This window comes from Pseudomonas sp. SO81, assembly GCF_030374125.1.
Lineage (GTDB): Bacteria > Pseudomonadota > Gammaproteobacteria > Pseudomonadales > Pseudomonadaceae > Aquipseudomonas.
The window spans coordinates 1,479,817-1,491,475 of the sequence record NZ_CP126126.1 but is presented as its reverse complement, the minus strand read 5'-3'; the positions used below and the strand labels follow the sequence as shown (position 1 = coordinate 1,491,475).

General features: G+C 63.1%; 14 protein-coding genes. 7 read left to right on the top strand and 7 right to left on the bottom strand.

All coding sequences use genetic code 11. From position 1 onward, the window contains the following. Positions 1 to 56: 56 nt before the first annotated feature. Complete coding sequence (locus OH686_RS07220) at positions 57 to 1,070, bottom strand: zinc-binding alcohol dehydrogenase family protein (protein WP_289537269.1); 1,014 nt, start codon at positions 1,068 to 1,070, stop codon at positions 57 to 59. 157 nt (positions 1,071 to 1,227) lie between these two features. Here OH686_RS07220 and vimR point away from each other — a divergent pair, with 157 nt between their 5' ends. Genes vimR through OH686_RS07205 form a run of 3 tightly spaced genes read left to right on the top strand, consistent with a single transcriptional unit; the run spans position 1,228 to position 3,006 of the window. Then, complete coding sequence (vimR, locus tag OH686_RS07215; RefSeq protein ID WP_289537267.1) at positions 1,228 to 2,151, top strand: transcription regulator VimR; 924 nt, start codon at positions 1,228 to 1,230, stop codon at positions 2,149 to 2,151. Between the two features lie 56 nt (positions 2,152 to 2,207). Next, positions 2,208 to 2,474: a PepSY domain-containing protein gene (locus tag OH686_RS07210; protein ID WP_137974171.1), complete on the top strand. Its 267-nt coding sequence runs from the start codon at positions 2,208 to 2,210 to the stop codon at positions 2,472 to 2,474. Between the two features lie 4 nt (positions 2,475 to 2,478). Then, a complete protein-coding gene (locus tag OH686_RS07205) occupies positions 2,479 to 3,006 on the top strand; it encodes a cytochrome b/b6 domain-containing protein (RefSeq protein ID WP_137974172.1) in 528 nt (175 codons plus the stop codon). 140 nt (positions 3,007 to 3,146) lie between these two features. Here OH686_RS07205 and OH686_RS07200 read toward each other — a convergent pair whose 3' ends face one another. The 3 genes from OH686_RS07200 to OH686_RS07190 all read right to left on the bottom strand — a co-directional run bounded on the left by OH686_RS07200 (position 3,147) and on the right by OH686_RS07190 (position 5,377). Next, positions 3,147 to 3,809, bottom strand: coding sequence for a TetR/AcrR family transcriptional regulator (locus OH686_RS07200; protein WP_289537262.1), 663 nt, complete (start codon positions 3,807 to 3,809; stop codon positions 3,147 to 3,149). Positions 3,810 to 4,029: 220 nt separating this feature from the next. Then, entirely contained in the window at positions 4,030 to 4,434 is a 405-nt protein-coding gene (locus OH686_RS07195; protein ID WP_137974174.1) for a DUF6841 family protein, read from the bottom strand. Between the two features lie 22 nt (positions 4,435 to 4,456). Then, the gene (locus tag OH686_RS07190) at positions 4,457 to 5,377 is read right to left on the bottom strand and encodes a LysR family transcriptional regulator (RefSeq protein ID WP_279867073.1); all 921 of its coding nucleotides are present in this window, start codon (positions 5,375 to 5,377) and stop codon (positions 4,457 to 4,459) included. Positions 5,378 to 5,485: 108 nt separating this feature from the next. Between OH686_RS07190 and aptA the strand changes: the two genes are divergently transcribed. The 4 genes from aptA (at position 5,486) to OH686_RS07170 (ending at position 9,791) form a co-directional block, all read left to right on the top strand. Then, complete coding sequence (aptA, locus tag OH686_RS07185) at positions 5,486 to 6,832, top strand: omega-aminotransferase AptA (RefSeq protein WP_289537256.1); 1,347 nt, start codon at positions 5,486 to 5,488, stop codon at positions 6,830 to 6,832. Beyond that, on the top strand, positions 6,829 to 7,116 hold the full coding sequence (locus tag OH686_RS07180; RefSeq protein ID WP_289538855.1) for a cupin domain-containing protein: 288 nt from the start codon (positions 6,829 to 6,831) through the stop codon (positions 7,114 to 7,116). The genes aptA and OH686_RS07180 overlap by 4 nt, the downstream gene beginning before the upstream one ends. Before the next feature lie 58 nt (positions 7,117 to 7,174). Then, positions 7,175 to 8,671, top strand: a complete 1,497-nt coding sequence (locus OH686_RS07175) for a CoA-acylating methylmalonate-semialdehyde dehydrogenase (protein ID WP_137974177.1) — start codon at positions 7,175 to 7,177, stop codon at positions 8,669 to 8,671. Between the two features lie 346 nt (positions 8,672 to 9,017). Continuing rightward, positions 9,018 to 9,791 carry a gamma-glutamyl-gamma-aminobutyrate hydrolase family protein gene (locus tag OH686_RS07170; RefSeq protein WP_289537252.1) on the top strand — a complete coding sequence of 258 codons (774 nt, stop codon included), beginning with the start codon at positions 9,018 to 9,020 and terminating at the stop codon, positions 9,789 to 9,791. 50 nt (positions 9,792 to 9,841) lie between these two features. Here the strand turns inward: OH686_RS07170 and OH686_RS07165 are convergent, their stop codons facing one another. From OH686_RS07165 to OH686_RS07155, 3 genes are read right to left on the bottom strand one after another with little or no spacing between them, the layout of a single operon-like run. Beyond that, on the bottom strand, positions 9,842 to 10,573 hold the full coding sequence (locus OH686_RS07165) for a hypothetical protein (protein ID WP_289537249.1): 732 nt from the start codon (positions 10,571 to 10,573) through the stop codon (positions 9,842 to 9,844). Then, positions 10,563 to 11,390, bottom strand: a complete 828-nt coding sequence (locus OH686_RS07160) for a hypothetical protein (RefSeq protein WP_289537247.1) — start codon at positions 11,388 to 11,390, stop codon at positions 10,563 to 10,565. The genes OH686_RS07165 and OH686_RS07160 overlap by 11 nt, the downstream gene beginning before the upstream one ends. Positions 11,391 to 11,398: 8 nt before the next feature. Next, entirely contained in the window at positions 11,399 to 11,653 is a 255-nt protein-coding gene (locus OH686_RS07155) for a hypothetical protein (protein WP_289537245.1), read from the bottom strand. Positions 11,654 to 11,659: the final 6 nt, after the last annotated feature.

The following is an 11,659-nucleotide window of genomic DNA, read 5'->3' as shown; positions in this document are numbered from 1 at the left end:
CCGCTTCGCCGCGAGCTGCCGCCTGGCGTCCGTTCGATCTGACGGCGGGTCGTGGCTCAGAAGCCTTCGAGCACTATCTTGCCGCGCGCCTTGCCGCTCTCCAGCAGCGCGTGGGCGCGGCGCAGGTTGGCGGCGTTGATGTTGCCGAAGTGCTCGCCGAGGGTGGTCTTCAGCACGCCGTCGTCGATCAGCTGGCTGACCCGGTTGAGCAGGCGATGCTGCTCGACCATGTCGTCGGTCTGGAACAGCGAGCGGGTGTACATGAACTCCCAGTGCAGCGACAGGCTCTTGCGCTTGAGCTTGACCACGTCGAGCTGCGCCGGGTCGTCGATCAGCGCCAGCTTGCCCTGCGGCGCCAGGGCCTCGATCAGTTGGTCGAGGTGCTGGTCGGTGTGGGTCAGGCTGGCCACCATGCTGACCTGCTCGATGCCCAGCGCCTTGAGTTGCGGCAGCAGCGGCTGGCCGTGGTCGATCACGTGATGCGCGCCCAGCTCGCGCACCCAGTCCTGGGTCTCGGCGCGCGAGGCGGTACCGATCACGGTCAGGCCGGTGAGCTGGCGCGCCAGCTGCACCAGGATCGAACCGACGCCGCCGGCGGCGCCGATCACCAGCAGGCTGTCACGGCTGTCGCCCTTGCCCTCGCGCACGCCGAGGCGCTCGAACAGCAGTTCCCAGGCTGTGATGGCGGTCAGCGGCAGGGCGGCGGCGCGGGCGAAGTCCAGCGAGCCGGGCATGCGCCCGACGATGCGCTCGTCCACCACGTGCAGCTCGCTGTTGCCGCCGGCGCGGTCGATGGCGCCGGCATAGAACACCCGGTCGCCGGGGCGGAACTGCTTGACCTCGGCACCCACCTCGACCACCACGCCGGCCACGTCCCAGCCCAGCACCTTGGCCTGGCCGGCCTCGGGCGAGACATTGCGGCGGATCTTGGTATCCACCGGGTTGACCGAGATGGCCCGTACCTCCACCAGCAGGTCGCGCGGGCCGGGCTGCGGCGCCGGCAGCTCGATGTCGAGCAGGGCCTCGGCATGGTCGATGGGTTGGGACTGGTAGTAGGCAATGGCTTTCATGCGGCGTGATCCTCGAAGGGCGCGATGGCGAAGTCGATGTTCCAGCTTAGTCGGCGTACCGGCTGGCGTTGGACGCATGTTCGGTTAATTGCCTAGCGAGAAAAACCGCGCTGCCATAGAGTCTCTTTCAATCGAATTTTGAAAGTGGGGCCGCACCATGCTGCGCTTCGATGATCTCGCCCTGTTCGTACGTACCGCCGAACTGGGCAGTTTGTCCGCCGCCGCCCGCGAGCTGGACTGTTCGCCGGCCGTGGCCAGCGCCGCGCTCAAGCGCCTGGAGGCGCAGCTGCAGGCGCGCCTGCTGCTGCGTTCCACCCGCAGCCTGCGCCTGACCGCCGAGGGTGAGCAGTACCTGGCCCACGCCCGCGCCGCGCTGCTCAGCCTGGAGAGCGGACGCCAGCAACTGGCCGGAGCCAAGGCCGAGATCAGCGGCGTGCTGCAGATCGCCGCGCCGTCGGACTTCGGCCGCAACGCGCTGCTGCCCTGGCTCGACCAGTTCCAGGCCGAACGTCCACAGCTGTCGCTGCGCCTGCTGCTCAGCGACCGCAACGCCGACCTGTTCCGCCAGCCGGTGGACATCGCCCTGCGCTACGGCGAGCCGGAGGACTCCAGCCTGGTGGCGCTGCCGCTGGCCGCCGACAACCGCCGCGTGCTGTGCGGCGCGCCGGCCTACTTCGCCCGCCACGGCAAGCCGCGCGCGCCTGCGGAGCTGCGCCGGCACAACTGCCTGCTGTACATGCTCGGCGGCCGCGTGCACGAGCGCTGGAGCTTCGCCGCCGGCAAGCAACGCGAGGCGCTGACGGTGAGCGGCAATCGGGTCAGCGACGATGCCGACGTGGTGCGGCGCTGGGCCGTGGCGGGGCAGGGGCTGGTGTACAAGTCCTGGCTGGACGTGGCCGGCGATGTGCAGGCCGGGCGCCTGGAGGTGGCGCTGGGCGACTGGCAGGGCGAGCCGACCCCGCTCAACCTGATCTGCGCCCACCGCGACCAGCTCAGCGGGCCGGTGCGGCTGCTGCGCGAGTTTCTCCAGCAACGCTGTGCAACACTGTTGCAGCGCGCACCCTGGCGCGCCAGCGCCTAATATGTGCGGCGTCGGCCTGGCCGGCGCCCTGTCATCCAACAAGAAGGAAACCATCCATGCGCAAACTGCTGCTGCTCTCCCTCGTCCTGGCCAGCCCGCTGGCCCTCGCCGGTCCGCAGTGCACCACCGCCGACAAGGCCCAATGGCAGGACCAGGCCAAGTTCCAGGAAGACCTCAAGGCCCAGGGCTACGAGATCAAGAAGTTCAAGGTCACCAGCGGCAACTGCTACGAGATCTACGGCTGGAACAAGGACAAGCAGAAGGTCGAGATCTATTTCGACCCGGTGTCCGGCAACGCGGTGAAGACCGAGATCGAGGACTGACCGGATGAGCCGGGAAACCCTGCAGCTGTGGGACCCGCTGGTGCGCCTGTGCCACTGGTCCCTGGTGCTGGCCTTCGTCGCCAATTACTGGTTCACCGAGGCGGGCGATGACTGGCACCGCTGGCTCGGCTACTACGCGGTGGCCTGGCTGGCGGTGCGCCTGGTCTGGGGTTTCACCGGCCCGAACGCGGCGCGCTGGGCGGACTTCTGGCCGACTCCGACGCGCCTGCGCGAGCACTGCTCGGCGCTGATCCAGCGGCGCCCCTATCACCGCCTCGGCCATTCGCCGATCGGCGCGCTGGTGATGGTGCTGATGATGCTGATGATGCTCGGCCTGGGCGTGACCGGCTTCCTGATGGAAGAGGTGGACTACTTCTGGGGCGAGGATCTGCCTCTGCAGATTCACGACTTCTTCGCCGACGCCCTGCTGGCGCTGGTCTGCGTGCACCTGCTGGCGGCGCTGGTGGAGAGCCTGCGCCTGCGCGAGAACCTGCCGCTGTCGATGATCACCGGGCGCCGTCGCCGGCTCTAGGCCGGTTGGCTGCGAGGCTCGAGACGTAGCCCGGATGCAATCCGGGGGCGGGGCTTCGGTGCTGCACATGCCCGGATTGCATCCGGGCTACCTGGGTAGCCCTCTCCGCTCGCCAGAGAGGGCAGGCAGAAGGCGAGGCCTCAGCCGCGTGCCGGTGGGGTCAGGCCGAGGCCGCCGAGGATGATGCGTTCGAGGTTGTCGGCGGCGCTCTCGAAGTCGGCCTTCTTCAGGCTGCTCTTGCCGGTGTAGAGGCAGATCTGGCTGGCGAAGTCGGCATAGTGCTGAGTGCTACTCCAGAGCAGGAACAGCAGGTGTGCAGGCTCCACCGGGGCCATCTTGCCGGCGTCGATCCAGGCCTGGAACACCGCGGTGCGGCTCTCGAACCACTCACGGTAGTTCTGATTGTAGTGGGCGGCCAGCTGCTGGCCGCCGCCGATCACTTCCATGGCGAAGATGCGCGAGGCCAGCGGCTGGCTGCGGGAGAACTCGACCTTGGCGCGAATGTAGCGGCTCAGTGCCTCGGCAGGGTCGTCGGCGGCCGTCATGCTGTCCAGAGCGTTTTCCCACTGGCAGAGGATGTTGTCCAGTACCGCGGCGTACAGGCCCTGTTTACTGCTGAAGTAGTAGTGCAGGTTGGCCTTGGGCAGCCCCACCGCCTGGGCGATGCTGTTCATGCTGGTGCCCTTGTAGCCGTGGCGGGCGAACTCCACCTCGGCGGCGGCGATGATGGCTTTTTCGTTCTTTTGGCGGATGCGGCCGGCGGGTTTGCCGGTGCTGGAAGCAGGGGCGGGGGCTGCAGGCATCGAGGGGGTCCGTACTGATGATCGGTTTTGTGTGCGAACAGATACCGCAGGGCGGGTCACGAAACAACCCTCAGGCGTCAAAAACGTGTGTTGTTCAGACGAAGCCTGCATTTGGCTCGGTAAAACCCCCTAAGATGCGCCAGAAAAGCGTCATTTTGGTGCGTTTTGCAGCTGCTGGAAAAATGGCGATCGCCTAGTGGTACGGGCGTTCCAGCTGTTTTCAGCTGTCGTCGCCTGTCTCTGAATGATCGGTCGAGACGTGAATGCGCAACCCGTCGGCACCGCGGGTCAGGTTGTAGGATTCGCGCCAGGCGCCGATCACTTCGCCGCCGCTATCCAGCAGTTCCCAACTGATGCTCGCCAGCACGGCTGCGCAGCCGAGCGGGGTGATCTCCAGGCCGTGGAAGCGGCAGCTGCGGCAGCCCTGGGCGAAGTACTGGTCGACGATGCCCTGGAAGTAGTCGCCGATGTCCGCGGCCGTGGCGAACAGGCGCGCCTCGCCGGCCGCATTCAGCGCCAGATAGGGCGCGCCGTAGCGCCGGGCGATCAGCGCGCCGTCGAACTCGGCGAACGCCGCGACGAAGTCCTCGAAGAAGCGCCGTACCTCGTCCTGCAGTGCATCCATCGCCTCGCTCCTTTTTATGGGTTCAGCTGGTGCCGGCCAGCGCCTCGAGGAAGGTCTCCAGCACCAGTTGCGGGCGGCGGCCCTTGCGGGTCACCGAGGCCATGGTCAGATCGTAGAAGCGCGTGGTCGGCTTGAGCACCCGCAGGCGGCCCTGCTGCACCCACTGCTGGGCGTAGTGGTCCGGCAGGTAGCCGATGTAGCGCCCGGTGAGCAGGAGGAAGGCCATGCCCTCGCGGTCCGAGGCGCTGGCCGTGCAGTTGAGCACCTGATATTGGGTCTGGATCTCCGGCGGCAGGCGGAAGGTCGGGGCGATGGCGTCCTGGGCATTCAGGCGAGTGTCGGACAGCTGGTTGTCGTCCACATAGAAGAGGGGATGGCCCACCGCGCAATACAGCTGCGAGCGCTCGCCATACAGCGGCTGGTACTCCAGGCCGGACAGCGCATGGCTCTGCGGCACCACGCCGACATGCAGGCTGCCGTCCAGCACGCCCTGTTCCACCTCGGAGGGCGGCGTCATGCGGATCTGGATACGCACCTCCGGGCCCAGCTCCTTGAGCCGCGCCAGCGCATGGGTGATGCGCATATGCGGCACGGTCACCAGGTTGTCGGTGAGGCCGATATGCAGCTCGCCGCGCAGCTCGCGGTGCAGGCCGTTGACCCCGTTGCGGAAGCTCTCCAGCGCGCCGAACAGCTGCAGCGACGACTGATAGACCTCGCGGCCTTCCTCGGTCAGGGCGAAGCCGGCGCGGCCGCGCTGGCACAGGCGCAGGCCCAGGCGCTGCTCCAGGTCGCTCATCTGCTGGCTGATGGCCGAGCGGCCGATGCCCAGCACGCTCTCGGCGGCGGAGAAGCCGCCACACTCGACCACGCTGCGGAACAGGCGCAGCAGGCGGATCTCGAAGTCGCTGACCTGGGCCAGCGGGTCTGCACGGCGATTACTCATTGTTTAGTTATCACTGAACTTAAAGTGAGAAGATTTGGATTTTCGTGACTTTATGCCCGTGGCACCTTGCATGGCAACAAGACCACAGTGCCGCTCTGGAGAGCCACGATGAACATGCCGCAGACTGCCACCCCGTCCCTGGCCAGCCAGCTCAAGCTGGACGCCCACTGGATGCCCTTCTCCGCCAACCGCAACTTCAAGCGCGACCCGCGCCTGATCGTGGCCGCCGAAGGCAACATCCTCATCGACGACCAGGGCCGCCGTGTGTTCGACAGCCTCTCCGGCCTGTGGACCTGTGGCGCCGGCCACGGCCGCAAGGAGATTCAGGAGGCCGTGGCCAAGCAGCTCGGCACCCTCGACTACTCGCCGGGCTTCCAGTACGGCCATGCCCTGTCCTTCAAGCTGGCCGAGAAGATCGCCGACCTGCTGCCGGGCGAGCTCAACCACGTGTTCTTCACCGGTTCCGGCTCCGAGTGCGCCGACACCGCGGTGAAGATGGCCAAGGCTTACTGGCGCCTGAAGGGCCAACCGAGCAAGACCAAGTTCATCGGCCGCGCCCGCGGCTACCACGGCGTGAACATCGCCGGCACCGCCCTGGGCGGCATCGGCGGCAACCGCAAGATGTACGGCCAGCTGATGGACGCCGACCACCTGCCGCACACCCTGCAGCCGGGCCTGGCCTTCACCAGGGGCATGGCCGAGACCGGCGGCGTGGAGCTGGCCAACGAGCTGCTCAAGCTGATCGAGCTGCACGACGCTTCCAACATCGCCGCCGTCATCGTCGAGCCGCTGTCCGGCTCCGCCGGCGCCATCATCCCGCCCAAGGGTTACCTGGAGCGCCTGCGCGAGATCTGCACCCAGCACAACATCCTGCTGATCTTCGACGAAGTGATCACCGGCTTCGGCCGCATGGGCAAGTGGAGCGGCGCGGAATACTTCGGCGTCACCCCGGACATCATCAACGCCGCCAAGCAGATCACCAACGGCGCCATCCCGCTGGGCGCGGTGGTGGCGTCCAAGGAGATCTACGACACCTTCATGCACCAGGCCATCCCTGAGCACATGATCGAGTTCACCCACGGCTACACCTACTCGGCCCACCCGGTCGCCTGCGCCGCCGGCCTGGCCACCCTGGAGCTGCTGGAGAAGGACAACCTGATCCAGCAATCCGCTGACCTGGCGCCGCATTTCGAGAACGTCCTGCACGGCCTCAAGGGCAGCAAGCACGTCATCGACATCCGCAACTGCGGCCTGGTCGGCGCCCTGCAGCTGGCGCCGCGTGACGGCGACCCGACCATCCGCCCGTTCGAGGCCGGCATGGCCCTGTGGAAGGCCGGCTTCTACGTGCGCTTCGGCGGCGACTGCCTGCAGTTCGGGCCGACCTTCAACACCAAGCCGGAAGAGCTGGACCGCCTGTTCAATGCCGTCGGCGACGTGCTGAACAAGGTTGACTGATGAGCCGACCCAAGGCGGTGCCCACCGTGCAGGTGGAGAACGACCGAGTCATCGTCACCGAGTGGCGCTTAGCCCCCGGTGCCGAGACCGGCGCCCATCGCCACGGCTACGACTACGTGGTGACGCCGATGACCGACGGAGTCCTGCTGCTGGAAACCCCGGAGGGCGAGCGGCACGCGCCCCTGGTGGCCGGCCAGTCTTACTTCCGCCAGGCCGGCGTGAAGCACAACGTGTTCAACGCCAGCGATCACGAAGTGATCTTCGTCGAAACCGAAATCAAATGATTCGCGGCGGCTGCGCCCAGCGCGGCCGCCCCACAGAACACCAATGAGGAAACACCCCATGAGCACCGTCGCCCACTTCATCAATGGCGAAATCGTTCTGCGCAACGGCCGTACCGCCCAGGTCTTCAACCCGTCCATCGGCGAGCCGGTGCGTCAGGTCGAGCTGGCCGACCGCGCCACCATCCAGGCCGCCATCGACGCCGCCAAGGCCGCCTTCCCGGCCTGGCGCAACACCCCGCCGGCCAAGCGCGCCCAGGTCATGTTCCGCTTCAAGGTCCTGCTCGAGGAGCACAAGGACAAGATCGCCGCGATGATCAGCGAGGAGCACGGCAAGACCCTCGAAGACGCCGTCGGCGAGCTGCAGCGCGGCATCGAGAACGTCGAGTACGCCTGTGGTGCACCCGAGCTGCTGAAGGGTGAATACAACCGCAACGCCGGCCCGAACATCGACAGCTGGAGCGACTTCCAGCCGCTGGGCGTGGTCGCCGGTATCACCCCGTTCAACTTCCCGGCCATGGTGCCGCTGTGGATGTACCCGCTGGCCATCGTCTGCGGCAACTGCTTCATCCTCAAGCCGTCCGAGCGCGACCCCAGCTCCACCCTGTTCATCGCCCAACTGCTGCACGAAGCCGGCCTGCCCAAGGGCGTGATCGGCGTGATCAACGGCGACAAGGAAGCGGTGGACGCGCTGATCGAGGCGCCGGAAGTCAAAGCCATCAGCTTCGTCGGCTCCACGCCGATCGCCGAATACATCTACACCGAGGCCAACCGTCGCGGTAAGCGCGTGCAGGCCCTGGGCGGCGCCAAGAACCACGCCGTGGTGCTGCCGGACGCCGACATCGACAACACCGTCAACGCCCTGATGGGCGCCGCCTACGGCTCCTGCGGCGAGCGCTGCATGGCCATCTCGGTGGTGGTGGCGGTGGGTGACCAGGTCGCCGATACCCTGGTGGCCAAGCTGACGCCGAAGATCCAGGCGCTGAAGATCGGTGCCGGCACCTCCTGCGGCCTGGACATGGGCCCGCTGGTCACCGGCGCGGCGCGCGACAAGGTCAAGGGCTACATCGACGCCGGCGTGGCCCAGGGCGCCAAGCTGGTGGTGGACGGCCGCGGCCTGTCCGTGGCGGGCAACGAGGCCGGCTTCTTCGTCGGCGGCACCCTGTTCGACAACGTCACTCGCGAGATGAGCATCTACCAGGAAGAGATCTTCGGCCCAGTGCTGTGCATCGTCCGCGTCGGCAGCCTGGAAGACGCCATGCAGCTGATCAACGACCACGAATACGGCAACGGCACCTGCATCTTCACCCGCGACGGTGAAGCGGCGCGCCTGTTCTGCGACGAGATCGAAGTCGGCATGGTCGGCGTCAACGTGCCGCTGCCGGTGCCGGTGGCCTACCACAGCTTCGGCGGCTGGAAGCGCTCGCTGTTTGGCGACCTGCACGCCTACGGCCCGGACGGTGTGCGCTTCTACACCAAGCGCAAGACCATCACCCAGCGCTGGCCGCAGCGCGCCAGCCACGAGGCGGCGCAGTTCGCCTTCCCGAGCAACGGTTAAGCGCTAACCAGGGCTGGTCTTCGGACCGGCTCTTTTTTGCCGCCCGGCTGGCGACAGTGGCCGGGCAGCGCGTTTTGCTCCCTCTCCCGTTCACGGGAGAGGGTTGGGGAGAGGGCCCGTCCAACAACGCCCTCTCCCCCAGCCCCTCTCCCACCAGTGGGAGAGGGAGTAACCCTGCCGCGCGGGCGCGGCATTGGTGCAGTAACTCGCCGGCGTCCTGCCGGCGGGAAGCGGCACCCCTTGGGTGAGCGGGTTCACGGTTGTTCGTGGCCCGGTAACCCGCTGTCCCAAGGGCAGCCCACTTCAAACTCAAAATGAAGAGGACACCCTTGCAATGAACAAACCCATGATTGGCCTTCCCCTGTGTCGCTGGCAGCTGACCGATCGCGACATCGGCTGGTTTCATCTGGTGGGCGAGAAATACATCCAGTCCGTCACCGGCTTCGGCGCCTTCCCGCTGATGATCCCGGCCTTCGGCGACGACCTGGACATGGAGACCGTGCTCGACAGCGTCTCCGGCATCATGTTCGGCGGCTCCCTGTCCAACGTGCACCCGAGCTTCTATGGCGACGACCATCCCGGCCTGGGCCTGGCCGACAAACCTCGCGACGCCACTGTGCTGCGCCTGATGCGCGCCTGCATCGACCGCGGCATTCCCTTCCTCGGTATCTGCCGCGGCGTGCAGGAACTCAACGTGCTGTACGGCGGCACCCTGCACCGCGAAGTGCACAACGTGCCGGGTCGCCTCGACCACCGCGAGGTGAAGGACGTACCGGACAACGTGGCCTACGGCCCGATCCACAAGGTCGCCCTGACCGAGGGTGGCGTGCTGCACAAGCTGCTCGGCGAGCGCGAGATCAGCGTGAACTCGCTGCATGGGCAGGGGATCGATCGGCTGGGCGAGGGGCTACAGGTCGAGGCTGTTTGCGAGGACGGGCAGATCGAGGCGGTGAGCGTGATTGGCGCCAAGGCGTTTGCCGTCGGCGTGCAGTGGCATCCTGAGTATCGCTATTGGGAGAAGGCCGATTACAACGCGCTGATTGGAGCGTTCCATGAGGCGGCGAGGGAGTATCAGGTGAAGAAACTCAAGCGTAGTAGGGATACTGTCGCAATGACATGAGGTGAGTGATAGGTCTGAGTATAAGGCTCGTCATTTGGCGGGCCGTTTAATTAGTACAAGTTAAAGCTAAGGCCAACATCCTCTAGGACTAGATTGAACTCAGCATTTTTCTTTAGATAATCGTTTGATGCATTATCTATGAACTGCACGCACATCATAATTAAGCGAAGTAGCGAGAAGTCGGTGAAATTTATTAGGGTTAGGTAATGTGAGCGCCTATCTTCCTCGTTGAATCCATTTGAGTTGCTTAGCTTTTCCTCGATAATCCTAACCATGTTGCAGAATATTCTAGTAAGGCCGTAAATTTTATCTGTTGAGTCTAATTGCTCTAGATATTTTGTTACTGCTGCTGGGTCAGTATTGCTGCTTCGCAGAATCTCTACAGTGTCTTCTATTTTTATGACTACAGCGCTGCCCGAGAGCCGGGTGTTAGAGGATTTGCTATAGGCCGTAAAGGAGTCAAAATACGCTCTCTGTGACTCAAGCATATTGAATAGTTGCATTTCGAATGAGCGTAATTTTTCAGTTTTTCTAGTTAGCTCTACCTCAACTCTCAAGCCTTTATTTGCTTCGGTTTGAAGGGTTAGTGATTGGATGAGCAGGATTATGGATATAAAGCTAAGGAGAGGGTTTAGTGTCCCTCCTATGTAGTCGCCAAGCTGTCCCCAGTGTTCAGGGTTGCTGGAAACCGCATAGTCTAAGCGGTAATAAAATTGAAAAATATATGACAGCAGGACTATGAGTATTAATAGTCCCGCAAGCATAGTGTATTTATTTTTCATCAATGAAGCCCACGACTAGGTATTTGACAATTTGTCCGTCAAGGCGGCGAATGGGGTTTGCCTCAAGCGACATGTATTTCCAGCGTTCTATATCTATGCCATTGTTAAAATCCAGGTTTTCAGAAAATCTCTTTTTCATCGCAAAGTCGACGTTTCTGTAGCTGATTCTGAAACCGAATGCCACGGTCTCGTCTTCCCCTTCTAGCTGAAGTCTTCCATTTCCGGTATTGGTGTTGAAACGCCTGATGCTTGCAGTCAGCGTGAGTTTTTCATTTCTTCTAGTGGCTTGTACGGCGTGAACTGTATCTTTGGTGAATTTTGCAAGAGATATACGCTCTTCAAAGCTTTTTCTGTGTCTTACGGAGACGTCATAATTAAATTTTACTGCAATTTCGTGAATGTTCTCCATTGCCGATTTTCTAAGTTGCTTAATTAGATCTTCGGCCGTATCACCGAGACGATTTAGAACGGCTTGGGCTTTATCTGATGGGTCTGGTGTTTCGATGTAAAGTGCCTCTTTCATGAAGTAGGACATAAGCTCTGTGAATGTTGTGTGGCCTATTTTTCTTAGCTCTTTTCTTGGTTCTTCATCTAGTATGTCCAGCCGAAAGCTGTGGCCATACGATCCTTTAAATGTCTTTTTTAATGTTGTTCTTACGCTGCTTTTTGGCGAGATCCGCTCGGGGACCTTTCCAAGTAGCAGGGTCTCTCCAATAGTTCTTGTGGCGTCAGAGACGCCCTGCATAGTGTCAAGTCCAGACTTCATGTCTATTTCATAGTCTGGGGACTCAATAACAACATCGAAATTAATCGGCATAAAAATCCTTAAAAGGAAGAGGGCAAGTTTTGCATGGCTAAAGTTCCATAGCCTCGTTTTTCGCCTTTATGGCGAGTCACTTTCTCTTTGCTGGTGCAAAGAGAAAGTAACCAAAGAGAAAGCACACCCGACATCCGGGTCTCGCTGCGCGAGACTTCCTTCGTTCCATCATTGCTCCAGGGGCCCGCCGCGAAGGGCCATCCCTGGCCCATCGCGGCTTTCGCGGCATCCATGCCGCTCAACCCCTTACGCAACGATTCCACTCAGCC

What these genes read in the sequence shown, in the direction of transcription:
- OH686_RS07190 (WP_279867073.1), bottom strand. Translation starts at nt 5,377, where the DNA reads ATGAGTAATCGCCGTGCAGACCCGCTGGCCCAGGTCAGCGACTTCGAG.
- OH686_RS07195 (WP_137974174.1), bottom strand. Translation starts at nt 4,434, where the DNA reads ATGGATGCACTGCAGGACGAGGTACGGCGCTTCTTCGAGGACTTCGTC.
- OH686_RS07175 (WP_137974177.1), top strand. Translation starts at nt 7,175, where the DNA reads ATGAGCACCGTCGCCCACTTCATCAATGGCGAAATCGTTCTGCGCAAC.
- OH686_RS07210 (WP_137974171.1), top strand. Translation starts at nt 2,208, where the DNA reads ATGCGCAAACTGCTGCTGCTCTCCCTCGTCCTGGCCAGCCCGCTGGCC.
- OH686_RS07170 (WP_289537252.1), top strand. Translation starts at nt 9,018, where the DNA reads ATGATTGGCCTTCCCCTGTGTCGCTGGCAGCTGACCGATCGCGACATC.
- OH686_RS07205 (WP_137974172.1), top strand. Translation starts at nt 2,479, where the DNA reads ATGAGCCGGGAAACCCTGCAGCTGTGGGACCCGCTGGTGCGCCTGTGC.
- OH686_RS07160 (WP_289537247.1), bottom strand. Translation starts at nt 11,390, where the DNA reads ATGCCGATTAATTTCGATGTTGTTATTGAGTCCCCAGACTATGAAATA.
- OH686_RS07165 (WP_289537249.1), bottom strand. Translation starts at nt 10,573, where the DNA reads ATGAAAAATAAATACACTATGCTTGCGGGACTATTAATACTCATAGTC.
- OH686_RS07220 (WP_289537269.1), bottom strand. Translation starts at nt 1,070, where the DNA reads ATGAAAGCCATTGCCTACTACCAGTCCCAACCCATCGACCATGCCGAG.
- vimR (WP_289537267.1), top strand. Translation starts at nt 1,228, where the DNA reads ATGCTGCGCTTCGATGATCTCGCCCTGTTCGTACGTACCGCCGAACTG.
- aptA (WP_289537256.1), top strand. Translation starts at nt 5,486, where the DNA reads ATGAACATGCCGCAGACTGCCACCCCGTCCCTGGCCAGCCAGCTCAAG.
- OH686_RS07200 (WP_289537262.1), bottom strand. Translation starts at nt 3,809, where the DNA reads ATGCCTGCAGCCCCCGCCCCTGCTTCCAGCACCGGCAAACCCGCCGGC.